Genomic DNA, 24,960 nt, shown 5'->3' with positions numbered 1-24,960 from the left:
CTATTTTTCCCATCAAAGGAAGAATTGTCATGACTAACACCCCGATTACTGTAACATCCCCTCTCTTACCATCGTTAGATGATTTCATCCCGATGCTCAGGGACATCTGGGATCGTAAGTGGCTTACAAATAACGGACACTATCACAAGGAACTTGAAAAGGCCCTTGCCGAGTATCTTGGTGTCAACTACATCAGCCTATTCACAAACGGGACCCTCCCCCTCATCACCGCGCTCCAGGCAATGCGAATCTCTGGAGAGGTAATCACCACGCCCTACAGTTTTGTTGCGACAACACATTCCATTTGGTGGAACGGCCTCAAGCCCGTATTTGTAGATATCGAAGAAGAGACCGGCAACATTGATCCCGAAAAAATCGAAGCGGCAATCACCCCGCACACAACCGCGATTATGCCCGTACACGTCTATGGTACGCCCTGCAACATGAAACGGATCCAAGAAATAGCGGATGTGTACGGTCTCAAGGTCATTTACGACGCAGCCCATGCGTTCGGCGTGAAAGTGAACGGTGAATCCGTACTCAACGCAGGAGACATGAGCACACTCAGTTTCCACGCGACCAAAGTATATAACACCGTAGAAGGCGGCGCGCTCATTTGCCATGACGAGGCAACCAAGAAACGCATTGACTATCTCAAGAATTTCGGCTTCGCAGGCGAAACCACCGTTGTCGCCCCCGGCATCAACAGCAAGATGGACGAAATCCGAGCCGCCTACGGCCTACTAAACCTGAAACAGGTCGATGATGCCATAGCAAAGCGCAAAGCAACCGCCGAAAAGTATCGCGCTGCATTGCAAGGCGTTCCTGGCCTTCGCATGTTAAACGACATCGAAGGTGTACACCACAACTACGCCTATTTCCCGATATTCATCGACGAGAAAGCTTACGGCATGAGCCGCGACGACCTTTATACGAAACTACGGGAACACGACATTTTCGGACGCCGCTATTTCTACCCCCTCATAAGCACGTTCAGCGCCTACAAGGGGCTCGAATCGGCAAATCCCAAGAACCTCCCCATCGCGCACAAACTCGCCGATCAAGTATTGTGCCTGCCGATGTTCGCCGGCCTTGACGAAGAAAGTACAAATCGTGTTATTGACGTCGTCAAAAACAAAAGGTAGCCTTGGATGCCCCCAAAAAAGTTGATGCTTCTAGGCGGGCTCCGGTACCTGCTCCCCGTAATTGAAGAAGCCCACAAGATGGGCATCTATGTCATTACAGCAGACTACCTGCCAGGAAATATCGCACACAAGTATTCCGACGAATACTGTAATGTAAGCATCATTGACAAGGACGCAGTCCTCAAGGCCGCTCAAGAACTCAAAATTGACGGAATCCTTTCACACGCCGTCGATCCTGGCGTCGTTTCTGCAGCCTACGTTGCAGAACAAATGGAACTTCCATTTCAATGCAGTTACGAGGCGGCATGCATATTGCAAGACAAATCTAAGTTCCGAGCCTTTCTTGCAGAACACGGGTTCAATTGTCCCAAGGCAAGAGGCTACGACAACTCAGAAGAAGCCTTGAAAGATGTCGACTACTTCAAATGGCCTGTCATTGTGAAACCGGTGGATTCGGCAGGCAGCAAGGGCGTTACCAAAGTTGAAAACAAGGCCGATTTGCGAGACGCCATCGAAACCGCACTGCAGTCATCCCTTTCTAAGCATTTCGTCATTGAGGACTTCCTAGACAAGGTCGGAGCGCAGTCCAGTGCAGACATCTTCACCGTAGACGGCAAGCTCGTCTACCCGACCTACTCCGACCAACTGTTCGACCCGGATGCGGCAAACCCCTACACGCCAGCCATCGAAATTTGGCCGGCATCAATGGAGCAGAAATTCCAGGACGACCTCACAGAACAACTTCAGAAACTCTTTACGCTCCTGAATGTCAAATCTGGCATCTACAACGTAGAAAGCCGAGTGTGTTCCGACGGGAAGGCTTACATCATGGAAGTGTCTCCCCGTGGCGGAGGCAACCGCATTGCGGAACTCCAGGACATGGCTACAGGGCAAAGCCTTATCCGAAATGAAATCAGGAAGGCTCTCGGCATGCCGCTCGACGACATCACCGCTCCAAAATATGACGGTGTCTGGTGCAACTACATTTTGCACTCCAACAAGCCCGGCACATTCGTCTCAGTAGACATCAATCCGGATTTTGAAAAAAAGTATGTTCGTGACATCGGCTTAATTGTAAAGCCGGGTGACAAAATCGTCCCCTTCACAGGCGCAAACAACTCGCTAGGAACGCTGTTCTTACAATTCAAGAACAGAGAAGACGTAGAAAACATACTTTCACAAATAGACCGATATATATCTATTCAACTTGCGTAATAATTGAGTATTATCGCAATTTCTCTATTATACATAGAGAAAAAAAAGGTATATTAAGAAGGTAAACATCAATCTAGAGAGACATTATGGGAAACAATAAGAAAGTTGTTGTTCTCGGTGCAACTGGCACCCTTGGTACAAATATCGCCGTTTATCTAAAAAAACAAGGTTATGACGTTGTTGCCGTAGGACATCGTCCCAACGACAATGGTTTTTACGCCCTTCAGGGCGTTCCTTATCTTGCAATTGATGTAACCAACCCGGATGATTTCGCAAAACTTCCACAATCCGGCGTATATGCGGTACTCCATTTTGCGGGGATGCTGCCCGCTGTCATGAAGGGATATAACGCAAATCTGTATATTTCCTCAATCATTCAAGGAACCATGAACGTTCTTGAATACGCAAGACAGATTAAGGCGGACAGGATCGTCTTCCCTCAATCACTTTTTGATGTAAGCTACCTTTTTGGGTCGAAGGTTCCTATCCCGGCAGATTCTATCCGCAAAGCCCCCCTGAAAGGCGACCACGCAGTCTATGTCATTGCCAAGAATGCGGCTGTCGACCTGATTCAGCATTACTACGAAGTTTATGGCCTGAAAAGATTCATTCTGAGACTTTCTCGCGTTTATACCTACCATCCCAATCCATACACCTATCGCGATGGTAAAAAGATTCTTGTTTCCGACAGATTCTTTATCTACCAGGCCATGCAAGGAAAGGATTTGGAAATCTGGGGTGACCCGCATAAGCTTCTTGAAACCTGCGCCATGAGGGATTTCCTGCAAATCGTAGAAAAGTCCCTTGAAGCAAACCACGATGGCGGCCTTTACAACATCGGAAGCGGCGGCAGCACGCTGCAAGAGCGAGTCCAAGCAATTGCCGACGTATTTAACCCGCCCAACAAGAAATCCAAAATCATTTACTGCCCTGAAAAACCTAGCGCACGACAATTTGTCCTGGACATTCGAAAAACGGTCGACGAACTCGGATACCAGCCCCAATGTTCTTGGAAGGACTATCTGCTAGACTTCAAGAAAGAAATGGAACAGCAGCCATTTGCACTTTTATGGGGTAAGGAAAGCGATTACTACACAGAGACCAATTAATGAAATTAGCCATTATCGGAGCTTCTCGCGGACAATTGCCCATTTGTCTCAAAGCTAAGGAAATGGGTATTGAAACAATTTGCTTTGCATGGAGCGAAGGCGCCGTCTGCAAGGACTTCGTAAATAAGTTTTACCCCATCTCAATCTTCGAGATGGACAAAATTGCCGATATCTGCAAAGAAGAGCATGTCGACGGAGTTGTTTCTAACGCATCTGAAAAAATTGCCAGCGTTGTGTCTTATGTCGCAGGGAGACTGGCCTTACACGCCACGCCCTATGACGCCATTCTTTCCATAAAGAATAAGTTTAGCACTCGCCAAAAAACCAGAAACATTTCAGAACTCCGCACCATTCAATGCGTAAAATACACCGACGGACAGCAAGCCCCCTTCATTCCCTGCGTCGTCAAACCCATTTCTGGCGCCGGAAAACAGGGCGTTTCATTTGTCCACAGCGAAGACGAATTTAAGGCTGCCATTAACTACATCAACGGAGCCACAGATTCAGAAATAATTGTCGAGGAATACATTGAAGGGGCAGAAGTATCTGTCGAATCAATTTCTTTTGAAGGCAAGCACTACGTTATACAGGTTACAGACAAGGAAAACAGTGGCCCTCCACACTTTGTAGAACTTTCTCATCACCAGCCATCATCCTTAAACCCGGAAGTTATCGAAAAAATCAAGAGAATCATCCCGAACCTCTTAACTGCAGTAGGCTTTACAAACGGGGCATCCCATACAGAGATGAAAATTGATGACAGCGGGAATGTCTACCTGATTGAAATAAACCCTCGTGGCGGCGGAGATGAAATTTCAAATACTCTTGTAGAACTAAGCACTGGCTACGACTATATCAAGGGCATGATAGAAGTTGCCTTAGGTACATTCACGCAGCCAACAATAAGCAAGAGTCAATGCGCCGGCATCTATTTTTTATGCGAACAGACAAAATCCAGAATTCCGTTTTTTGTCAATAGCGCAGAAAAGGACTGGCTAGTAAGAAGCAACTTCGATATCAAATCATTAAGTACCGCTACTGGCAACAGCGACAGGAACGGCTCCCTCATTTACTGCGCCCCCCAAAAAATAAACTGGCAGGACTATCTTTAAGGAATATCAATGAGCGAAAATGATGTTTTAGTCACGGTTGTCACCTTAGCCTTCAACCAAGAAAAATATATCCGCCAGTGTCTAGAAAGCATTGTTTCACAGAAAACAACCTTCCGTTTCGAGTTAATCGTTCACGATGACGCTTCTTCGGACAATACTGCTAACATCATCCGTGAATACCAGCAAAAATACCCTTCTATTGTAAAAGCAATCCTTCAGGAAGAGAACCAATATAGTAAGGGCGGCAAAATCGGAGCTAGATTCATTTATCCCATTGCCAAAGGCAAATACATCGCCGAATGCGAAGGTGACGATTACTGGTGCGACCCGAACAAGCTACAAAAGCAAGTAGACTTTCTAGAGCAGCATCCTGAATATAGCGCATGCGTTCACAAATGCCGGAAATTTAACTGTCAAACGGACCAATTCGCAGAATCTTTCCCGCATATTAACGCCGAGCAAGATTTTTCAACGGAAGACGTGATTCTTGGCGGCGGCGGCTTTTTTGGCACGAACACCATCGTATACCGGCAGGACGCTCTACAAGGCGCACAGGAGCGCTACTGGCAACTTTCTCCCGTGGGTGATTTTCCCTTAGCATTAAGCATTGCCAAGCGTGGCAAAATCCATTATTTCCCAGAGGAAATGTCTGTCTATAGAATTTTCGTCAAAGGTTCCTGGTCAAGTAGGACCATGGTTGGCCCCGAAGCCTATAAAAAGCGAATCACGCACATCAGCAAAATGCGCGAAAGCCTTAAAGCCTATGACGAATACACCGATAAAAAGTACACCGATGTAATCCAAGAGAAGATTGACTTGAACGACTTCAACCTATACTGGGATTTTGGCAAATGGACTCTGCTCAAGACCACAAGCCACTACAAGCAGCGTTCGTTTATCGGTAAACTAAAGGCAGCCTACCACTGCATCAAAGCGCATTTTTAGAATCCCGAAAACTGATTCAACAATGGAGGAAAAGACCATGGGCAACGGATCAATAAGCATTCGCAAAATCCTCGGCTTTTGCGCCGCATGCATAGCCTTCTATATCGGCGCAGGCTTCGCCACTATGCAGGAGGTGATGCAATATGAAGCCTCCTATGGCTCCCAATTCTGGGTTGTCATCCTTGTGGCCGCAGCCATATATGTATATACCAACTGGTCCTTCACCGCCAATGGCAACCGGGAAAAGCTTTCCAGGGGCGGAGATATCTACACGGTCTATTGCGGAAAATGGATTGGCCGTTTTTTTGACTATTTCTCCGCATTTTTCTGCTACATGTGCTTTATCGTAATGTGTGGCGGAGCAAACTCCACCGCCATGGAACAATGGCATCTTCCCAATGGCGTAGGCGCAATCATCCTTGCCGTAGCAGCCATCGTCACTGTGTTTTTTGGATTGAACAGCATGTTACGCGTCCTGAAATGGGTCGGGCCTGCAATAATAATCCTCATCCTGTTCATCGCCGGAGTAACGGCCGTAATTGGATGGGAAAATTTCTCCGAAGGTCTGAAGGTTGTCGATTCTCACCAATACAAGATTGTCCAAGTCGGCGAAGGCAACCCCTTTGCATCCGGAGCATCCTATGGCGGCTTTGTGATTCTTTGGTTTGCAGCTTTTCTCGCTGAAATCGGGGGCAAGAACAAGGTCAAGGAAGTATATCTCGGAATGCTCCTTTCAACGGTCGCGATTTTCGGTGCAGCAGCAATTTGCTGCGTATCTCTTATTGCAAACATCCATACAACCTGGAATGTGGGCATTCCCGCTTTAGTGCTTGCCAACCAGATTCACCCCCTCTTCGCAGGCATCTTCGCTATAATCATTTACCTCGGCATATTCAGTTCTGCTTGTCCGCTCCTTTGGACCGGCATACGCAAGGTTTCTGTCGACGGGACTACGCAATACAAGGCCATTACTATTATTGGAGGCCTTCTCGGCCTTACCGTATCCTGCCTTGTGCCTTACAAGGGCGTTCTCAACATCATCTACGGATTGAACGGCTACCTCGGTTTCATCCTTGTAGCTTTTATGATTGTAAAAGACATTCGGTCTTACTGGCGCAAGGCTTCTCTCAAGAAATCCAAGGACTGACCGCGAAATTCCTGAAGTTTCTGCACTTCTGATTCTGCCGTATTAGCCTGCGGCAGATTATCTATATGGTCCAAGGAATCTATTTCAAGCAAATGATGTTCAGCAGAACACTGGCGAAGGAAATCGGCAATTCTGCAATCATCTCCATTGATTTCTTTTACGACCGAATAAAAATCCTTCCCGAAATTCAGCGCAAAAGCCGTACCATGGAAAGATGTCGTCACAACAAAACGTGCATCCCGGAATAACTGCAAGAATTCAAAGGGGCCAGCCGTTTCAAAAGTAATCGCGCCGTCAATGGAATAACCATCCCTCAGCCCCATCAAGACAACCACCTTCAAGCCTAGTTTTTCTGCCAGTTCCTTTGTGAACGAAACAATGTGCGGATACGGATCGTATGAGTAAGACTGAATATAAAGCAAGAGATAGCTTTCTTTCACAAGCGGCTTCTTCGGGCAAATTCTCAACCATTCACCCTTGTTCAGCAACAGGCTCGGGTCGCACACGACATTGACGCCTCTGTCAGTCATTCTAGAGACTATCTCTGCAGTTGATTTTTCACGAACGGAAATCGCGGCATATTTTTGCAAATACGCTTTATACAGATCCTCAAATTCTTTATCAATCTTACGGTTTGACATACTCGCTGCATAACTAAGGCGAGGCTTGTCTACCCCTGCAAAATCCAGAAAGAACACCGGATCGTTCGCAACAAAACGGGGGTTCCAGACCTGGTCACTGCCGGTCATGTAGATGCTGTAGTCCGGAGGATTATTACAAATGGATTCTATCGAGTCGTAAAAACGAGAAAGCTTAAAGTACCGCCTGTAAAAGCGTCTATAATTTTTTTGCAGTTCATATCGTTCTATGCGCTCTTCGCATTTTGCCCTATTTTTGTTCACGTGCGCAATTAGCATCAGCCGAGCTATTACGTTTAATATAAACAGCCGAAACGTCGAGCGCTGCGGGAAATACGCAAGCCCTTGCTTAGCACAGTGATACTTATTCGGATAGTGATAGTCTATAAGTTCGGCATCATAACCGAGTTCATCAACCTTATGCTGCAGGGCATACGCCTGAAGGGCTGACCCGAAATTCGGGACTTTATGCATCGTGATTATGCCGACTTTCTTTTTCATAATCTGTCAATGTCTTAACCTGTTCAAGGCATTCCTTATTTTTTGCGGCAACAACTTTCGGCGCAGGCGCCGGACGTAATACATAAACTTTTCTTCATGATGCAGATATTTCTTTTGCAACTCGTCAAAAGGCTGGTCTATATTCGCATAGATTTCATCGCGGATAGGCTTGAAGACAGACGGATGATACAAGTTCCAGTTTCCAGAACAAGTCACATCAAGATCCATCGGCACGGCATTTGCTTCGTTTTCAAGCTGTTTAAGAGTTTCCAAACCCTTCGATGAATTCACCAGTAACAAGGACATTCCTTTTTGCGAAGCGAATGAAACAGTTCCCTTCGCATTATAAAAGCCCCAGAAATCCCCCACCGTAAAATCGCCCTCGCGATTCATATTGGCGAACTTACACGAATAGCAGGATTTTCGAAAAGTTTCTCCGCGCAGGAATGCGGCGTAATAGGGATCGCAATCAGGATTTATCGCATAGGATTTTTTTCCATCGAAATATTCGCCGCCAAGAGACCAGCCATAGAATTTCTTTGACCTGAAGCAGAACGACTTTATCGGGAAACCTTTCTTTTCGCCAAGCCACCGTATATACTTTTGAAAAAGTTTTTGGCTGGGGACTCCATGACACACGAGGTCTACAGTCAGGAGCATATCAGAATCTTCGCCCAAGAAAGATTTCAATCCCGCAATTTGGCAAGGCGTTCCAGAGAACAGCACTCGACGACCGTCTTTCAAATACGCCTTAACCCTCTTGTAAGAGTCTTTCAAATCACTCGACACATACTTGGAGCCTTGCAGTTTTGGCAAGTCCGCAATATCCGTAACAGCAATATGCGACACATTCAACGAATCATCATACGCGGCGCCAAAAACAGCCCCCCCCCGCTTCAAGATATGACGGGCAATACAAGCAAAAGCACCGCCTGAAGTGCTTTCCATTAAGCTTTTTTCATCTTTGTCCTGCAGAATCATCGATTCAAGAGGATTGTTCCCCGACGTTTCCTTATTCGCTACAGGGCACCTTTTTAGGCACGCACCACATTCAATACACTTTTGGGAATCAACCAAAGGAAAGGCGAACCCCTCCCCATCAGCAACCATCGATACGCAAGCCTTAGGGCATATACTGGCACAAGCGCCGCAACCGGAGCAAATATCATGCGAAACAAGCGAGACATTGTTCATCGTGATACATCCTCAACCGCAGCCTCATTCGCCAAGACTTCTTCGTCTTTTTCATCGGGGTCATCATCTTCTTCTGCAGAGCCATAAAATTCATGGTATTTTAACAAGATGATGGTAAATACGAACATAAGAGAAAGTTCTATCCCCAAGACGGAGGATAATGTTTTACCCACCAAGAAGCCGAGCGGAACAAGCATCCATATTTTGACCTTCCTAAAGACAGCAACCATCGCATTGATGCACACACCCAAATATGCCACGGCGCCAACCAAGCCCTGGTCAAGCAACACCTGGAACCAAACGCTCTCCGCTCCGGCAATATCGGCATCGACTTCCTTCACGAACGTCCATACAAAGCCGTTCCCATTTCCCCAAATGGGGGATCGAGCCCAATAAAGCAGAGTAACGAAAAGCTGTTCCATTCGCATGTCAGCATTACTACCATGCACCTTGTCGGAATTGATGAACGAATCAATAATTTCCAGCATGAACGAGCCCGCAACAGCAAGCACGACCATTATGATAACCATTTTCAATACAAAAAACTTGGTGGAGAAAAATTCCTTTCTCACAATAATCAACACAGCGACAGACGATGCCGCAATAACAGACCGCGTCCCCGATAACACCGTACAAAAAAGGAAAAGACCCACAAGAAATGCTGTATATTTTCGCTTTTCTTCCAAGCAAGCAGAAACGCAGTAAAGAGTTACACCGAATAATCCTAAAAACAGTCCGGAACCGGCAGGCGTTGCCAAAAATCCCTGGCACCGTTTAAACCCAAAGCGAATCTCCTGGTAATCGATCACAAGATCTTCGTTCACCCACTTGTTCGCAAGCAACGTCTGGATAAGCGGATTTGAGCCAATGGTCACTTCTATCAATATATAGAGAGCCATCGTCAGGGCAAAAACCGTCATCGACTTTACCACCAATTGTAGAATTGGTTTTTCATCGATGCAATTCCAGAGAATCATCGGATATATAAAAGCCGAGATAAAGCGAAGTATAGACGTAGGCCAATGGGGAGCAATAAAATAATTCGTTCCAACAATGGAAATTAGAGTCAAAACAATACCGATATAAAACGGATTCTTTATCAAGTTCGGCCACTGCGAAAACGGGTTCCTCACCAAATAAAAGCCTAGTGCCATGAATGACACAATTTCAAAAGTGCTCACCGGCATTTTTTGAAACGGTACTAGAGCAAGCAAAAGATGTAGAGGTGCTAGAATCGCAATCGTTTTTCGGAAATCAACAAGCATTCCGATAAAAAACACCGCAATGATTACATAGGCAATAGACATAGTTCTAGCGCATCAAGATTTTTTCTTTTTCAACCTAAAATATAATTTTTGCAAAAAATTATGCATTCCAATCAAATATCTAAAACGCCTGCCAGAAGCAATTCTTTCGGCAATAAGCAAATCTAAGGCATTGGAAAATTTCGGCTTATTTTTCGCATCCCAATATTCCTTAATAATACCTATCATTTCACCCTGTTTTTCTACAAGGACCCCCTGTACAATCATCTTATACAGCAGGTAGTACGCCTCCCATACAACCGCCTTCCGAGCCTCTACTACACCCTTTTCTGAAATCTTTTTTGAAAATTCAAAGTTCTTCAGCATTTCGGAAAGGAGCGTCAGATGCTTTTCTTGCATGGAACTATTCACAATGCTGTTCTGGTGTTGGATATAATGATACTCCAAGGTCCGTGTAAAAGATATTCCGTTTACACTCGTTAAAAAACGTCGCATTACCGGGATGTCTTCGTATAGCTGGGACGTAAACCTCACACCATTCCATAACTGCCGTTCAAACAACTTGTTGCACATCCAAGCGGGCAAGCCTTCACCACAAAAAGCTTCGGCAGCCTCTATCCGGTTCCAAGAAACAGAACCTTCGCCGAAACATTTCTTCTCCGACGGCCAGCCGTTTTCCCAATCAACCCATACATCGCACACCACAACGGGCATGCGGTGTTCTTTGTACGAGGCGATCATTTTTTCGTACATCGTCGGTTCACACCAGTCGTCACTATCCACAAAGCCAATCAAGTCGCCCGAGGCTACATCCAGGCCAGCGTTACGCGCATCGCCCAAGCCACCATTCTTCTTGTGGATTACCTTTATGCGGGAATCCTTTTTCGCCCATACATCGCACATCTCGGGGCTTTTATCCGGAGAACCGTCATCGACCAGAATGATTTCCAAGTTCTTGTATGTTTGGCCAACAATGCTCCCAACACAACGGTCTAGGTACCGTTCAACATTATAGACAGGAACAATTACCGAAACTTTCAAGTCATCCATGGTTTCGCCTCAAATTGCCCCAATCTATTAGTTTTTCATCCCTTCGAACAAGGCTATCAATTGAGCATAATGGGCATCGGGGACATACTTGTCCTTCAATACGGCAAACGCCTTCGCACCCATTTCCTCCGCGCTCATCTCACCCTTTAGAATCTTCTCCGTCTTGTCCGCCAAGTCATCGGCATCGCCATACTTGAACAGGCATCCCGTTTCTCCATTGACAACCAATTCCGGCAACGAGCCTATATCCGTCGCAACTACAGCCTTTTTATACGCGAAACTTTCCAGTATCACATTTGGAAAATTGTCATACCATTCCGAGGGTACAAGCGTACATAGGCAAGATTTCAGGTAGGGCTCGATTTCTTCAAAAGATTTACGGCCCAAAAATTCAATTCGATGATCTTTCCCAGCAAGAAAAGCCTTTAACTCATATTCATACCCGTCATTGCTGAATCCAATAATCTTTAGGGAAATCTGCGTCTTAACAAATGCCTTCAAGAGCGTCATCAACCCTTTCTGCTTTTCAAGGCGACCCACAAACAGAAAATACGGTTCGTAAGTAACTTCGGGATTATCTTGCTTTAAATTAAAGAAAGTCGGAATATGGTGGAGTTTTTCCATCGGGATTCCATACCGGTTCAATTTCTGCAAAGTAAACAGAGACGGCACCACAAAGGCGTCCACCTTTTTCGTCACATGCAAAAAATCGTGCAACTTTTTAGCCGCAAGCTTTATGGCCGAATAAACACGCGAATTCATAACACACTTGTTCTTTATGCAAGTCAACGAATGTCCATTCAGACAATCTTCGCATATACCTTTCTTTTCGTTATAGAACAAGGCGTTGGGGCACATATACTGGAAGTCCGATATTCTATGGATTACCGGAATCTTCCTAGACTTAGCAGCATCAATAATGCTGGGCGAAATCTTATTATGGAAATGGATGATGTAAACCAAATCCGGCTTATGCTTGTCTAAAAATGCAGCAAATACCTTTTTCGCCTCGAAGGAATAAAACATCCTCGTGAAGGATTTCAAGACAACCCGCAAGGTCTTTTTGCTCTGTGCAAAATATGTCTGGTCGTCAACAGTATCCAAGAACTCGGCCTCAAGTGGGCTCGGCTCGTTCTTAGAACTCTTTATGCTAAAAGGGACGACCTCGTGCCCATGTTGTTCCAACACCTCCTTGATGTTGAACATGTACCGTTCGGGCCCTCCCGAAACGAAGTAGCGATAATTAACAAGGGCAACACGCATTGCGCACCTGTTACCCTTCAATTCTCAGGTCGCCCTGACGCGGATCCTGGCCAACATCGAACGTCGGGAACTTGGAACAGTCGATTTCCTTGCCGAACAGGCTCTTAAGTTTCGCCGTAAGTACCCACGGGGCCACGTGCGCAATGTACTTTTTCATCACCGGAGCGGCGGTTCCCACCATCCAGCAGTTCTTGGGGCAGGTGCGCACCTTTTCGCGGACCTTCTGCGCCTGTTCGCTGAACCAGATCTCCTCGAAGTTCTTTGCATTGTGGATGTTGCCCATACTCTCCTGCCAGTAACGCGGCTCCAGGCCGTTGCAAGGGTAAACTTCGCCCCACGGATCCGTAAAGAAGTTCACGGAGCCCGCTTCGCACGGGAGCATGCGCTTGCCGCCCTGAATATACTTGATGAGTCCCAGGTTGAAGAAAGCACGGAACCACGACTTCGGGTGGTTCTCCTTAAGCAGACGGTTCACCAACTTGCCAATATTTTCGCAGAGTTCTTCCTTGTTGCTAATCTGGTTGTCTTCCTTGTGGAAGTAGTAGCTGTTGTGGAAGGCCGCCGTCGCAAACTCAAAGTTCATCGAGAGCGCAAGTTCGTAAAGCGGAATCAAGTCGTTACTATTCCAGTTGCTGAGCGTCTGACCAAAGCCGATATCCTTCACGCCCATTTCATGGAGCGTCTTGAGCGTCTTCATGCCGCGTTCAAAACCATCGTCGCGCCCACGCAAGAAGTTGTTCGTGCCTTCAAGGCCTTCGATACTCACGCGGATGCCGATATTCGGGAAGCGCTCGGCAAGTTTGATCACGCGGTCCACCCACCAGCCGCTCGTGCTAATCACAATGCGCGGGGCCTTAGTGAAAAGGACTTCGACAATGTCTTCCAAATCCTGGCGGATAAACGGTTCGCCGCCGGTTACGTTCGCAAACTTGAGCTGCGGAAGAATTTCCAAGTCCTTCGCCTGGATTTCTTCGCTCTTCTTGGTCGGGTTCTTCCAGATGTTGCACATCTTGCAGCGCATCTGGCAACGATACGTCGTAATCACCGACACGTCGGTAGGCATCTGAATTTTACTAGAGCCGCAATTACAATTCGCGCAACCCATAACAACTTCCTCTATATCCTATTTCAGCAGACTCTTGTACAAGTCCATTGTCTGGTCAGCAATTTTATCCCAGTCATAATGTTCCTTGACAATCTGCCTGAAATCACACTTCACCGGGTTTTCCATGAAGTGGCGCATTTTCTTCGCCAGTTCATCGACATCACCCAGTTCATAAAAGCATTCCTCGGGCAAGGGAACTTCCATATTAGCGGGAATATCGCTCGCCACCACATTCCTGTTGTAGCCGAGAGCCTCAAGCAACACTATCGGCAGGCCTTCATGGTAACTCGGAATCACGAACAGAGAAGCGTTTTCAAAAAGCACCTGCAGTTCTTCACCATGAATAAAGCCGGGGAGTATAGCCCCAACCTCAATGGCATCGGCCTTCATCTTGTTCACGTACTCGGATTCAAAATCCTCGGCGCCAGCAATGACAAGCGACACATCGGAAAGATCCATCTTCTTGTACGCGGCAATCAGGTCGTGAAAACCCTTCTCCTTGACAAAGCGCCCGAGCGCAAAGATATAACGCTTGCCCACAAGGCCGTACTTGCCGAGCCACTGCTGTCGCTTGTCTTCGGAGAGCGTCGGCAACAAGGTCACACCATTGTTAATCCTGGCTGTCTTGTTGCAATGGTATTTCTTCTGGAGCCAACGTTCCAGGAGGTCCGAAATCACAATAACGCGATTAGAAAACTTTGTCCCTACGTATTCGCTCAAGCGAAGAATAGACTTGGCTAGCAAGCCCCACTTGGCCCGGTTGTAATCCTGACCATGGTGGGTATAGACCACCTTCAAGCCGAAAAGTCTGAACAGGGGTGCAACAAACGAAGGGCCAATGGCATGCAAATGTACAATGTCCGGCTTCCAGGCGACCACCTTGAGGAAGCACCGGAACGTATGGACAATGGTCTCAATACCCGAAATCTTGGGAGCATAGACCGGGACCACTTGCACACCCTTATATTCGTAAGGGTCCTTCTGAGGCGTATAGGCCTTTCTCGCAAAAACGACAACCCTCGCCCCTCGTTCCACAATCCGCGGATACAACTGCTGACAATGGGTTTCAATTCCACCCATGATATCAGGAATACCGCGTGTACCAACTACTGCTATTTTCAAAACCCTTACTCCGCCTTGCCCTTACCGATGCTCGAAACCTCGAAGCCGATCTTCCTCAGGGCGTCGGCATCCAGGATGTTTCGTCCATCAAAGACAAATGCGGGCTTAGCCATGCCCTTGTAGATGCGGTTCCAGTCAAGTTCGGCAAAGCACTTCCATTCGGTGCAGACCACCACGGCGTGTGCGCCCTCGGCAGCCTTGTACGGGTCTTCCTCGAACTGCACCTGATCGAGTACGTCCTTCAGGTCGCGCTTCGCATCAGGGATTGCCTTCGGGTCGGTCACGACCGGCTGTGCATGTTCGGCGAGCAAATCGCGCACCACGAGGTTCGCGGGGCTTTCGCGGGTATCGCCGGTGTTCGCCTTGAAGGCAAACCCGAACACGGCAATCTTCTTCCCTGCTATCGTGTTGAACATGGTCTCGAGCATGCGGTCCACCACGCGGTGGGTCTGCCACTCGTTGATTTTCACGACGCTTTCCCAGTAGGCGGCGACTTCGGGCAGTCCATAGTAGCCACACAGGTACACGAGGTTCAAAATGTCCTTCTTGAAGCAGGAGCCACCGAAACCGATGGAGGCCTTCAGGAACTTGGGCCCGATGCGGCGGTCCTTGCCCATCACGTAGGCGACCTCGTCCACGTCGGCGCCGGTCTTTTCGCAGAGGGCGCTGATGGAGTTGATGGAGCTGATGCGCTGCGCGAGGAACGCGTTCGCGGTAAGCTTCGTGAGTTCGGAACTCCAGAGGTTCGTCGTGAGGATACGGTCACGCGGCACCCAGTGGGCATACACGTCCACGAGCTTCTGGCAGGCGGCGAGACCCGATTCCGTCTGGTGACTACCGATGAGCACGCGGTCCGGTTCGAACAGGTCGTTGATGGCGGTACCTTCGGCGAGGAATTCGGGGTTGCTGAGCACCTCGAAGTGCAGGCCCTTGTCGTTAGAATTCAGGATGCGCTCCATCGCGGCGGCGGTACGCACCGGGAGAGTCGACTTCTCGACGATAATCTTGCCTTCGTCGGCAATTTCCAGAATGTTACGCGCAGTCTTTTCCCAGTACTGCAGGTCGGATGCCTTACCGGCACCGTGACCGAAGGTCTTGGTCGGGGTGTTCACGGAAACGAAGATGATGTCCGCTTCCTTAATCGCAGCCGGGATATCCGTGCTGAAGAAGAGGTTACGGCCACGGGCGCGCTTTACCACGTCGTCGAGGCCGGGTTCAAAAATCGGGAGATTGTCGCTGTTCCAGGCATCGATTCGGGCCTGGTTGATATCGACTACGGTAACCTTCACGTCGGGGCACTTGTCGGCAATAACAGTCATAGTGGGGCCGCCAACATAGCCCGCGCCAATGCAAAGAATCTTGGTATTGTAGTTCATGATTTTACAAATTTAGCAATTCACGAACTGCGAGGAACGCACCATTTCAAAACATGTACACAAAGGCCCGAAATAGCAAAGGAAAATACTGCACTTAAGTGCAGTAAATGTTATCCAAATCACACCATTTTGAACAAGGTGTTTTCAGGCCCAATCTGCCTACTTGAAATTCGCCGTCAGGGCGTCGATTTCACCAGGCATAATCGTGCGCGTCACATCCGTCACGCCGTCGCTCCAGCCGGTAAATACACCGCCGTTCACCCCTTCCGCAGAAACAATCACTGGGGTTCCCTTGAAGAATGTCGCCTTTACCGCGGGCCTGTCGAGCGGGAGCCCCTCGACAAGCACGCGACCGCTCCCGCTTGCCGCAAACGTCACGGGAACGAACTCACCCAAGGCAAAAAATTCCTGCATGTCAAAAAGGATTTCGGACTCGCGGTTCTCCGCGAAATACTTCATATCGTCAAGAACCTGATCCATCCATTTCGCGCTATGCCCCCAGCGTTTCTGGTCACGCGCCACTTCGGCAGAAATCTCGCCCATCATGGCATCGATGCGAGCAAGCACACGCGTCTTTTCGAAGTTCGTGGCCAGGAGCGTCGACATGCGGTTCACAAACTTGTTCGTGAACGACTTGTTTTCCAGCAACTTGCGGAACAGAAACGTGGATTTCGGTCCGTTCGGCCAGTCCGGGCCATCCTCGGCAGCGGCAAACTCGAATATGTTGTTCGTATATTCGCTCATGTCGTTACCGAAGCCGAAATCCATGTCGTACAGGAACCATCTCCAGGGCGTCGCCGGGTTGCGCACTCGCCACTTTTTCAGGTTGTTCGAGGGCCAGTCGCGGTTGTTCGCGTAAATTTCCGTCTGCTGGTAGTTTATGAAGTTGTCCACGTCGATTTTCGTCGCCACGTACCGGTAGTTTTCATCGCTATCGAGCGGGTGCGATTCCAGCCAGTCCAGAAGTTCCACGTAATCCGAAGATTCCCCGCTGCTCACCGAATTGTCCGCCTTCAGCAAGTCAATTTCGTCCGGGTCATAGCCGTAGTGCGTCTCGAAGTAGTAGCGGTTCGAACGCTCGCGGATGTTCTGGATTCCATAGTACTCGCCGTTATAAAAGACGATTGCGGGCCTGCTGCGCTGGTAATCCACGCCGAGGCCTTCGGAGAGCGAGCTCGCGAGGTCGTCGTGAATGTAGTCCTGCCCGAAATTCCCTACGCGAAGGATAAATCCCTTGAACGTCGTCAGCTGCGGGAACGCGGGGAACAGCGGGTATTCCAGGCGCTTGTCTCCGTACTTTTCGCGGAACACGATGGCGACAGACTTCTTGTCGTTCGCCCTGCTGTAGTTCCCGAAAATCTGGAAGCCTGCGTCCTTCGCGAATGCGGGCGAGTTTACTCCCGGCTCAAACAGCTCGACAGTCACGGGGAGTTCGCGGTCGGACCAGTAGTTCGCACCGTAATGCGGAATCTTTTCCTGGGCATCGGGGCCGTCCATGTAGAGGCCCGTATCCGGGTCAAAGAGCGAGAGCGGGTTTGCGGTAATGAACACGCTGGCAATAGTCGGCTGTTCCTCGAACACGTAGGTGCGAGTTTCCACGTCGCCCGGGTACATTCCCGGCACGAAGGAGGCGCAGCGCAAGACCGTAGTCGAAGAAACCGTCAGTGACTGAGCCTCGGGCGCATTCCCGTCGGGCAGCGCACCGCCCTGCACGCAACGCACATGCGCGTCCGCATCAAAAGCGACGGTGAAGGGTTCCTTGTAGAATCCCGAGGGAGGCAGTTTGTTCGTAATTGCGGGTGAGCGTTCGGAATATACGACCGACATGAAGGCGCCGCCGTAAGGGCTCGGGTCCGCAAACCCGTATGTCGCCGCACCCTCGGGCGATACGCCGAAGGACCACGTCTTGCCCACAGGCATTGCGGGGTACGCGATGGAATCCACAATCGCGCCATCCTCATTCATCAGGTAGAGGCTCCCCCCCTTGTGGTGCAGCTTGAAATTCGCGTGAGGTTCGTGCCCGCGGTTGCGCGCGATAAACGAGGTCACCTTCATATCCACCTCCTTCATCTCGTTCGACTCGGGGCTGAACCTCGTACCGTATATATTCTGCAAATCCGGAAGTTTCATTCCCTGCGGAAGCCCGATGGCATACGTGGTATTTGAATCGCCCGTACCCTCGATAACGGCTTCCCACCCGAGCCAGTCGTCCACATCGGGTTGCGCCAGGCGGAAAGCAAGCTTACGGCCCGCAGTCACGTACCCTGTCAGGAGAATCTCGTTCGCCGCGGAAATATCGACCACGTCGTCCTTCGAAGAGGAACCCGTCCCCACGAACACGGCAATCGATGTCCAGCCAAGTTCCTCGTTCTCGCCAAACTGCATACGGCTACCGAAAGCACGACTGCCGTTCTCGGTAAAGCACACCTTCGATTTTCCCGGAAGATTGTCCGCACGGCTCTCGCCCGCCACGGGTTCGCTCTGCGCGTCGGTCCATTTCCAGCAGCCGGGCCCAATCAGGTCCGTCGAGTCGTGAGGGGCCTCGTAGTCGGGAAGGTCCTTGCCCGAAAGGTACAACACCATGAATTCCTGCGCCGGCACGGGCACATTCCCGAACGCCCACTTCCTGGGTTGCGAGAGGTCATCGGTCAAGTAGAGTCCAGACAAGTTCACAGGTGTTTCCGCCGGGTTAAAAAACTCGACCCATCCCGCATCGCCACCCTCGTGATCCTTGAACGATATGTTCACCGGGTCGATTTCCGTCACGACCACCGGGGAACCGCCTACATACGGAACTGTAACTTCGCCCGACGCGGAACTGGCGGGCACTTCAACCGACGCACCCGAACCGCTATCATCGGAACACGACAGCACCAGCGCGGAAACGACAGCCAGGGGGAAAAGGGATTTACGCCTACACACCATATCCCGAATATATATAAAACGAAAATATAAAGATGCGGATTACCCAGCCAATAGTTACCGGAAACCATCTTCACACCGGAAAGTGTGATTTGCATTACGGATTGGCAGAAGATTGACCGGACTTGCGACGGGGCCTACGGACCACAAAAAGGGCGGCACCGGTAAGCACGAGCGACACCGAGACAATCTTCCCGACGGGGAAGGCCTCGGAAAACACCAGGGCACCCGCAAGCGTAGGGACAGCAGCCCCCACGGCAGCACTGAACGGGACAATGAACAGCGCACGACCGCGCGAAAAGGAAATCTGCGAATAGAGGAACGCTATGCCGTATGTCGCGATGTAACCCAGCGTGCGGAAATCGAGCAACAGGCTCGCTACCGAGGAAATCTCGATATGGTCAAGGTCGAAGTCCATCGCGAGGCTCTTGTAGAATGCCGCAGAAAGGCCGAAGCCGACACCCATGATGAACGAATCCACCATCTCGCGGTCTTTTACAAACAAGTGAGCAAAGAGTGTCACCGCGCACAGGCCGCCCGCATAGGCCCAGAGCATCCCGATATTCTGCACGGCGGTCGATTCTCCCAGACTTTCGACCGAGTAAAGGAGTCCCGCCACCACAAAGCAGATGGCGACCACTATGCGCTTCGTGAGCGCTTCCTTCAATATGCAAAAGCCCATGAGTGCCGTAAGGACCGGATTCAGCACCATCATCGGCTGCACCTGCGAGAGGTCGTAGCGGGCCATCGCGATGTAGTACCCGAGAGTCGCAAGGCCCGAACAGCAGATGCCCAGCCACCAGAACTTGTTCGTAACGACTCCCTTGAAAAACTCCCAGGGGCGCGACGTTCCGCCGGTGCGCTTGCCGACCGTAGACACACCCGACTTCTCGAGGATGTTTCCGCAGGCGAACAGGAATGCCGGAGTAATTGTGAGCAACAGGAAGAGCATAGTTAATTAGGAATTAGGAATTAGGAATTAGGAATTAGGAGTTTGAATTTCTAGATGTTTTAATCTGTGATTTTATAGTTTTTGTAATAGAAACTAAAATTTTTACAAGTTCCTCACTATCTGAAAACAAACCCTTAAAATCATTTTCGTTTATATATCCTGTTTTACTCATCAATTCAAGCCAATACTGTGTTTCATCAGCTTCTTTTAATGCTATTGATAGTTTTGATAAAAAATCAGGTTTTGACTGAGCTCTTTTCGCTTCTCGTACATTTGCACCTATACTAGTGCCACATTTAAGCATTTGTTTTGACATAACAAACTCATGTCTATCGCTGCAAAGCGATTGATACAAATTCACTATTTTCACAGAAAAATCCATACATTTTTCTTGCAAAATGTTCTTTTCCGTGTTCTTTAAAGCCGTTTCAAGCCCCATTATCCAATTCCTAATTCATAATTCAAAAATCTGAACTATCATAGATTTCCTGGTAAATCCAGTAATTGCCCATCACGCGTTTCACGTAGTCGCGGGTTTCCCAATAGCTGATTTCCTCGGCGCGGATGTCCCAGTTCTTGCCTTCCCCGGCAGCCTGCCAGCGTTTCGTGGGTTTCGGGCCCGCATTGTAGTTTCCGAGCACGTACATGTAGTCATCCTTGTACTGCGCCTTCAAATCCACGAGGTAACGGATCCCGAGGCGGATATTCATATACGGGTTATACAACTGCGACGGGTCGAAGGAATCCATGTACTCCTGCTTCGCGAGCATCTTGCCCGTCGCGGGCATAATCTGCAACAGCCCGCACGCGCCCGCAGGCGAGGTAATCTGGTAGTCGAATATGGATTCCTGGCGCATCACGCTATAAACGAAAAACGGGTCGATGCGCGTTCCGGAATGGAACTTCACCTGGTCCTTGTAGGGCAGCGGGAACAGATAATGCAGTACTTCTATCGGGGCGTCGGCAAGCACGCGACGGTCGATATTCGCCTGGAACTGGCGCGCGAGCCGGTAGCCCGCGGCAACCTCACCCATGTCATAGAACAGCTTGCCGTATTCGTAAAGGAAGTCAAGCCTCTTCGCGTTCTTCTTGCGGGCCTCGTCATACAGGGCAAAGGCCTCGTCGCTAAACCCGTACTGGAACAGCGTCTTGATGCGGTTGTAGCGTTCCGGTGTGTAGGTCGGGTCCTTCGCTCCCTTCTGCAGGTTCTTTACCCAGGCAAGCGTCGCCTCGGGAGTCATGGGCACGCCGCGTGCGTACGGCACCTCGAACTTTTCGAGCAGTTCGTATTCCACAAGTTTCATGCGGCTACGGTGCGCGTAGTAGCCCAGCGGGAAATCGCGGATGCAGTCGAGGAACGCCTCGCGCGCAAGGGAATCCTTGTTCTGCTTCATGTACGATTCGGCAAGGAAGTACCTCGCCCCGCTACCGCTCCACAGGAATGGTTCCTTCGCGGCATCGATAAACGCCTTCTCGGCATCGGCAAAACGTTCCTGCTTGAAGTAGATGAACCCGATGCGGAACTTCGCCCACTGGCGTTTCTGGTTGTTTCCGAACCGCCTGTCGGCAAGTTTCTCGAAGGTCACCACAGCGCTGTCGTAATTTTCTTTCTGCTCGTACTCGAATCCCTTCACCCACAGGCTGTTCGCATTTTCCTTGCTGTACTTGTTAGCGCTCTGCAGCATGGAATCGAGCCTGCGGATTTCCTTCGTGTTCTTCGGGGCAAAACTCCTGAGAAGGCGGAGCGCCGCCTGTATCCACACGGGGCGAGCCTCCACGGAATCCACCAGGAACTTGTACTGCGCAATCGCCTCGTCACTGCGGCCCACCGCCTTGAGCGCCTCGCCACGCTTGCTCCACAGCACAATGCGCGTACTCAGGTCGAGCGTGCTCCTGGAAAGCTTCTGCTGCAGCGAATCTCCGGACGGCGCCACCGCCGATTCCGGGTGTTCCGCCACCAAGCCCTCATCAAGAATCCGTATGGAATCGAGAAGCCCGAGGCATGCCCCCGCTTCTTCCTTCGCGCAGGCCATCTTCGCGTACGCGACCTTCTCCGCGAGCGATTCCGGGAAGGCCTGAACCTTGCGGAGCCGCCTGATTGCCGCAAATGCGGAATCCCTGTACGGGGTCGACGTGGCAAGCAGTTGCATGTAGTAGCGCTTCGCCTGCTTCTCCTGCTTGTCCTGTTCCAGGTAAGACGCGTAGCGGTACTTGAGGGCGGCGGCATCGTCGCCCTTCGGGAACTTCTCGAGGAAAGCCTTCAGGGAATCCGCCTGCATTTTTTCCGAAAGCGTCGAGTCGGCAAGCGCCGCCTCCACGCGGAGCCTTGCCGCCGTGCGCGCGAAAGACTCGTTCTTCGAGAGTTTTGCCCCCAGGTTCAGGGCGGCACGCATCCCAGCAAAATCGCCCTGCCGGGATTTCGCCTTCGCCATGCGCAAGACTACTTCCGCTTCCAGTTTCGGGTCGCGCCCCCTCAGGGAATCGTAGGTCGTGTACGCGCTATCCCACTTTTCGGTGTAGTAATAATACGCGGCGCGGGCATAGTCGCGCACATTGCGGGCAAGCGAAGTATCTTCCATGCTACGCTTCGCGCGGTCGGCACGGATTACGCGGTTATGGAAATCGTCCGAAGGAATCTGCTCGAGTGCGGCATACGGGTCCAGCGGGATATCGTTCTCGGCTACGGCGGCTTCGCCCACATTCGCGCTGTCCGCCTTGCCGTCGCCTTTTTCACCCGAAGCTTCGCACGCGACAATCAGCAATAGAACAGGAAAGAACCAGCGAAAGAACACCGAACCACTAAGTATCACCATGCACCTCGTTTCCAACTTGGCCAATAAAGCTCGATATCCCGAGGTCAGTAATGGTCTGCGCGTACTTCCTGTACATGTAGCCGTTCACGCTGTTCGTGTCGTCCATCTGCAGCACGGCAAGCGCACTCTCGCGAACGTCCTCGAAGTTTATCGAGCGTATAATCTTCTTTGTCGCCATCACGCTCCAGGGCGTCATGGAAAGTTCATCGACTCCAAGCCCCACGAGCAACAGGACGCTCATCGGGTCGGAACCCATTTCTCCGCAGACCGCAACCGGGATGCCTTCCCTGTGGGCAGCATTCACCGTATGGTAAATCATGTTCAGCACCGCGGGGTGGTGCGGCTGGAACATGTCGGTAATGAGTTCGTTCGTGCGGTCCACGGCGAGCGTAAACTGGATAAGGTCGTTTGTACCGATGCTGAAGAAGTCGGCCTCCTTCGCCAGCAGGTCTACAAGTACCACCGCGGCAGGCACTTCAATCATGATGCCCACCTTCACCGTAGCGCTCTTGATTCCTTCTGCCTCCAGTTCCTCGGAACAGCGACGAATGCACGCCTTCGCACGGCGCAGTTCCTCGAGCCCCGAAATCATCGGGAGCAATATGCGCAAGTTGCCCTTGGTATTCGCCTTGAGGAGCGCCTTCAGCTGCGTGCAGAAAATATCCTCGCGGTCGAGGCACACGCGGATGGAGCGCCAGCCCATGAAGGGGTTCGCCTCGTTGGTCGCGGTAATGCCCGAAACTAGTTTATCGCCACCCGCATCAAGCGTACGGATGGTCACCGGGCAAGGTGCCATCGTTTCGAGTATCTGCCGGTAGGCTTCAGTCTGTTCTTCCTCGGTCGGGGCGCTGTACTGCAAGAACAAGAACTCGGAACGGTATAGCCCGACGCCAGTCGCGCCGTAATCCATCACCTTCTCCGCCTCGGTAGGCAGTTCTATGTTTGCATGTAAAGTAATGTACTTGCCGTCGCGGGTCATCGGCTCAAGCCTGCGCATGGTAAACAGTTCCCTGCGCTGGCGTTCGAACACCTCCACACGTTCACGGAACCTGCGGATGTCGTCCTCGTTCGGGTTTACGATAACAAGGCCGCCCGAGCCGTCCACGATAATCGTGTCGTCGGGCTTTACCGCCGTGACAACGTTGCGCAGGCCCGACACAGCCGGTATCTGCAGGGAGCGCGCAAGAATCGCTACGTGGCTCGTACGGCCACCGGTATCCATCAAAAGCGCGCGGGCCTGGCCCGGCTTGAGCGCCATCAGGAAGCTCGGAAGAATCTCGTGCGCGACAATCACCGCGCCGTCCTCGCCAGACACTTCCTCCAAGGCCGGTTCGGCCTCGTCCATCGTCGACATGAGCCTGTTGTACAGGTCGCGCAGGTCGGCCGCCTTGTCGCGCATCGCGGGCGAATCGATTTTCTCGAACTTGTCGATGTAGTCCCCGAGCACCACGTGCACCGCCCAGCGGGCATTTTTGTGGCCTTCGCGAATCATCTTCAGGACACCGTTCATGAGGCCCGGGTCCTGCAATATCATCAGGTGCGTCGAGAATATGAGGCTATCGTGCACGCCCGTGCGCGTCTCCGAAATTTCCTTGATCTGCGAAATTTCCTTGGAGGTGCGGGTCACCGCCCTGCGGAACAACTGTTCTTCCGCCTGCACGCGCGACTCGGGAATGTCCTCCTCGACGACGGTAATCTCGCGGCTCGCCACCTGGAACGCACGGCCCATGACGAGGCCGGGAGATGCGGGAATACCCACAAGGACCTGACGTGCAGGCCTTGTCCCGAAAGACTTCTCCGTGCCGGTATCAGCCGGGTTCTTCGTTGAAATTGTCATGGAAAAGCGTTTCCAACCTTTGCACGACTTCCTGCTCGTCCTCGCCGTCCACCTCGAAGCGGACTTCGGAACCCATCGGGATAGCGAGCATCATCACATTCAAGATGCTCTTGGCGTTCGCCCTAGAGCCCTCGAACATAATGAACACGTCGCTCTTCGCGGGGCCGGTAATGTCGACAATCATGCCGGCGGGCCTCGCGTGTATCCCGAGCTTATTCGTGACTGTAAGAACCTTCTCTATCATCGTTT

At 50.6% G+C, this 24,960-nt stretch carries 20 protein-coding genes and 1 pseudogene; 6 read left to right on the top strand and 15 right to left on the bottom strand.

Annotation, left to right across the window (positions count from 1 at the left end):
• The first annotated feature begins 29 nt into the window (after nt 1-29).
• The 6 genes from BUB22_RS07400 to BUB22_RS07375 all read left to right on the top strand — a co-directional run bounded on the left by BUB22_RS07400 (nt 30) and on the right by BUB22_RS07375 (nt 6,673).
• Nucleotides 30-1,145 carry a DegT/DnrJ/EryC1/StrS family aminotransferase gene (locus BUB22_RS07400; RefSeq protein WP_073114562.1) on the top strand — a complete coding sequence of 372 codons (1,116 nt, stop codon included), beginning with the start codon at nt 30-32 and terminating at the stop codon, nt 1,143-1,145.
• 6 nt (nt 1,146-1,151) lie between these two features.
• Nucleotides 1,152-2,360, top strand: coding sequence for an ATP-binding protein (locus tag BUB22_RS07395; RefSeq protein ID WP_073114561.1), 1,209 nt, complete (start codon nt 1,152-1,154; stop codon nt 2,358-2,360).
• Nucleotides 2,361-2,446: 86 nt separating this feature from the next.
• Nucleotides 2,447-3,469, top strand: a complete 1,023-nt coding sequence (locus BUB22_RS07390) for an NAD-dependent epimerase/dehydratase family protein (protein ID WP_073114560.1) — start codon at nt 2,447-2,449, stop codon at nt 3,467-3,469.
• Complete coding sequence (locus tag BUB22_RS07385; protein ID WP_073114559.1) at nt 3,469-4,581, top strand: ATP-grasp domain-containing protein; 1,113 nt, start codon at nt 3,469-3,471, stop codon at nt 4,579-4,581. The genes BUB22_RS07390 and BUB22_RS07385 overlap by 1 nt, the downstream gene beginning before the upstream one ends.
• 9 nt (nt 4,582-4,590) lie before the next feature.
• A complete protein-coding gene (locus BUB22_RS07380; protein ID WP_073114558.1) occupies nt 4,591-5,526 on the top strand; it encodes a glycosyltransferase family 2 protein in 936 nt (311 codons plus the stop codon).
• Between the two features lie 37 nt (nt 5,527-5,563).
• The gene (locus BUB22_RS07375) at nt 5,564-6,673 is read left to right on the top strand and encodes a YkvI family membrane protein (protein ID WP_073114588.1); all 1,110 of its coding nucleotides are present in this window, start codon (nt 5,564-5,566) and stop codon (nt 6,671-6,673) included.
• Here the strand turns inward: BUB22_RS07375 and BUB22_RS07370 are convergent.
• The 15 genes and pseudogenes from BUB22_RS07370 to BUB22_RS07305 form a co-directional block, all read right to left on the bottom strand.
• On the bottom strand, nt 6,634-7,812 hold the full coding sequence (locus BUB22_RS07370) for a polysaccharide pyruvyl transferase family protein (protein ID WP_073114557.1): 1,179 nt from the start codon (nt 7,810-7,812) through the stop codon (nt 6,634-6,636). The genes BUB22_RS07375 and BUB22_RS07370 overlap by 40 nt on opposite strands.
• 6 nt (nt 7,813-7,818) lie before the next feature.
• Entirely contained in the window at nt 7,819-8,793 is a 975-nt protein-coding gene (locus BUB22_RS07365; RefSeq protein ID WP_254794674.1) for a Coenzyme F420 hydrogenase/dehydrogenase, beta subunit C-terminal domain, read from the bottom strand.
• A gap of 39 nt (nt 8,794-8,832) precedes the next feature.
• A pseudogene (locus BUB22_RS17330) lies at nt 8,833-9,006 on the bottom strand (4Fe-4S binding protein); the annotation flags it as partial.
• Complete coding sequence (locus BUB22_RS07360; RefSeq protein ID WP_073114555.1) at nt 9,003-10,313, bottom strand: O-antigen ligase family protein; 1,311 nt, start codon at nt 10,311-10,313, stop codon at nt 9,003-9,005. The pseudogene BUB22_RS17330 and the gene BUB22_RS07360, both read right to left, overlap by 4 nt.
• 12 nt (nt 10,314-10,325) lie before the next feature.
• Nucleotides 10,326-11,321, bottom strand: a complete 996-nt coding sequence (locus tag BUB22_RS07355) for a glycosyltransferase family 2 protein (RefSeq protein WP_073114554.1) — start codon at nt 11,319-11,321, stop codon at nt 10,326-10,328.
• Between the two features lie 27 nt (nt 11,322-11,348).
• Complete coding sequence (locus tag BUB22_RS07350; protein ID WP_073114553.1) at nt 11,349-12,584, bottom strand: glycosyltransferase family 4 protein; 1,236 nt, start codon at nt 12,582-12,584, stop codon at nt 11,349-11,351.
• 10 nt (nt 12,585-12,594) lie between these two features.
• The gene (locus tag BUB22_RS07345; RefSeq protein WP_217650360.1) at nt 12,595-13,689 is read right to left on the bottom strand and encodes a radical SAM protein; all 1,095 of its coding nucleotides are present in this window, start codon (nt 13,687-13,689) and stop codon (nt 12,595-12,597) included.
• An 18-nt stretch (nt 13,690-13,707) separates the two neighbouring features.
• Nucleotides 13,708-14,811, bottom strand: coding sequence for a glycosyltransferase family 4 protein (locus BUB22_RS07340; RefSeq protein WP_073114552.1), 1,104 nt, complete (start codon nt 14,809-14,811; stop codon nt 13,708-13,710).
• A 5-nt stretch (nt 14,812-14,816) separates the two neighbouring features.
• On the bottom strand, nt 14,817-16,187 hold the full coding sequence (locus BUB22_RS07335) for a UDP-glucose 6-dehydrogenase (RefSeq protein ID WP_072807843.1): 1,371 nt from the start codon (nt 16,185-16,187) through the stop codon (nt 14,817-14,819).
• 159 nt (nt 16,188-16,346) lie between these two features.
• Nucleotides 16,347-19,112, bottom strand: a complete 2,766-nt coding sequence (locus BUB22_RS07330) for a CotH kinase family protein (RefSeq protein WP_073114551.1) — start codon at nt 19,110-19,112, stop codon at nt 16,347-16,349.
• Between the two features lie 94 nt (nt 19,113-19,206).
• Nucleotides 19,207-20,061: an EamA family transporter gene (locus BUB22_RS07325; protein WP_072807841.1), complete on the bottom strand. Its 855-nt coding sequence runs from the start codon at nt 20,059-20,061 to the stop codon at nt 19,207-19,209.
• A gap of 34 nt (nt 20,062-20,095) precedes the next feature.
• A complete protein-coding gene (locus BUB22_RS07320) occupies nt 20,096-20,500 on the bottom strand; it encodes a four helix bundle protein (protein ID WP_072807840.1) in 405 nt (134 codons plus the stop codon).
• 22 nt (nt 20,501-20,522) lie between these two features.
• Entirely contained in the window at nt 20,523-22,874 is a 2,352-nt protein-coding gene (locus BUB22_RS07315) for a lytic transglycosylase domain-containing protein (protein ID WP_073114550.1), read from the bottom strand.
• On the bottom strand, nt 22,861-24,711 hold the full coding sequence (gene ptsP, locus BUB22_RS07310) for a phosphoenolpyruvate--protein phosphotransferase (protein WP_073114549.1): 1,851 nt from the start codon (nt 24,709-24,711) through the stop codon (nt 22,861-22,863). Before ptsP ends, BUB22_RS07315 begins: the two co-directional genes overlap by 14 nt.
• Nucleotides 24,683-24,955, bottom strand: a complete 273-nt coding sequence (locus BUB22_RS07305) for an HPr family phosphocarrier protein (RefSeq protein WP_072807837.1) — start codon at nt 24,953-24,955, stop codon at nt 24,683-24,685. Before BUB22_RS07305 ends, ptsP begins: the two co-directional genes overlap by 29 nt.
• Nucleotides 24,956-24,960: the final 5 nt, after the last annotated feature.

It is taken from the genome of Fibrobacter sp. UWCM (genome assembly GCF_900129735.1).
In the GTDB taxonomy this organism is placed as follows: Bacteria; Fibrobacterota; Fibrobacteria; order Fibrobacterales; family Fibrobacteraceae; genus Fibrobacter.
The sequence above is the reverse complement of the archived record's forward strand: the minus strand, read 5'-3'. Positions and strand labels throughout refer to the sequence as shown.

Excerpts from the sequence above, each read along its gene's own strand:
- BUB22_RS07395 (WP_073114561.1), top strand. The coding sequence starts at position 1,152 with ATGCCCCCAAAAAAGTTGATGCTTCTAGGCGGGCTCCGGTACCTGCTC.
- BUB22_RS07375 (WP_073114588.1), top strand. The coding sequence starts at position 5,564 with ATGGGCAACGGATCAATAAGCATTCGCAAAATCCTCGGCTTTTGCGCC.
- BUB22_RS07350 (WP_073114553.1), bottom strand. The coding sequence starts at position 12,584 with ATGCGTGTTGCCCTTGTTAATTATCGCTACTTCGTTTCGGGAGGGCCC.
- BUB22_RS07390 (WP_073114560.1), top strand. The coding sequence starts at position 2,447 with ATGGGAAACAATAAGAAAGTTGTTGTTCTCGGTGCAACTGGCACCCTT.
- BUB22_RS07360 (WP_073114555.1), bottom strand. The coding sequence starts at position 10,313 with ATGTCTATTGCCTATGTAATCATTGCGGTGTTTTTTATCGGAATGCTT.
- BUB22_RS07305 (WP_072807837.1), bottom strand. The coding sequence starts at position 24,955 with ATGATAGAGAAGGTTCTTACAGTCACGAATAAGCTCGGGATACACGCG.
- BUB22_RS07320 (WP_072807840.1), bottom strand. The coding sequence starts at position 20,500 with ATGGGGCTTGAAACGGCTTTAAAGAACACGGAAAAGAACATTTTGCAA.
- ptsP (WP_073114549.1), bottom strand. The coding sequence starts at position 24,711 with ATGACAATTTCAACGAAGAACCCGGCTGATACCGGCACGGAGAAGTCT.
- BUB22_RS07370 (WP_073114557.1), bottom strand. The coding sequence starts at position 7,812 with ATGAAAAAGAAAGTCGGCATAATCACGATGCATAAAGTCCCGAATTTC.
- BUB22_RS07380 (WP_073114558.1), top strand. The coding sequence starts at position 4,591 with ATGAGCGAAAATGATGTTTTAGTCACGGTTGTCACCTTAGCCTTCAAC.
- BUB22_RS07325 (WP_072807841.1), bottom strand. The coding sequence starts at position 20,061 with ATGCTCTTCCTGTTGCTCACAATTACTCCGGCATTCCTGTTCGCCTGC.
- BUB22_RS07385 (WP_073114559.1), top strand. The coding sequence starts at position 3,469 with ATGAAATTAGCCATTATCGGAGCTTCTCGCGGACAATTGCCCATTTGT.
- BUB22_RS07400 (WP_073114562.1), top strand. The coding sequence starts at position 30 with ATGACTAACACCCCGATTACTGTAACATCCCCTCTCTTACCATCGTTA.
- BUB22_RS07335 (WP_072807843.1), bottom strand. The coding sequence starts at position 16,187 with ATGAACTACAATACCAAGATTCTTTGCATTGGCGCGGGCTATGTTGGC.
- BUB22_RS07330 (WP_073114551.1), bottom strand. The coding sequence starts at position 19,112 with ATGGTGTGTAGGCGTAAATCCCTTTTCCCCCTGGCTGTCGTTTCCGCG.
- BUB22_RS07365 (WP_254794674.1), bottom strand. The coding sequence starts at position 8,793 with ATGATTCTGCAGGACAAAGATGAAAAAAGCTTAATGGAAAGCACTTCA.
- BUB22_RS07315 (WP_073114550.1), bottom strand. The coding sequence starts at position 22,874 with ATGGTGATACTTAGTGGTTCGGTGTTCTTTCGCTGGTTCTTTCCTGTT.
- BUB22_RS07355 (WP_073114554.1), bottom strand. The coding sequence starts at position 11,321 with ATGGATGACTTGAAAGTTTCGGTAATTGTTCCTGTCTATAATGTTGAA.
- BUB22_RS07345 (WP_217650360.1), bottom strand. The coding sequence starts at position 13,689 with ATGGGTTGCGCGAATTGTAATTGCGGCTCTAGTAAAATTCAGATGCCT.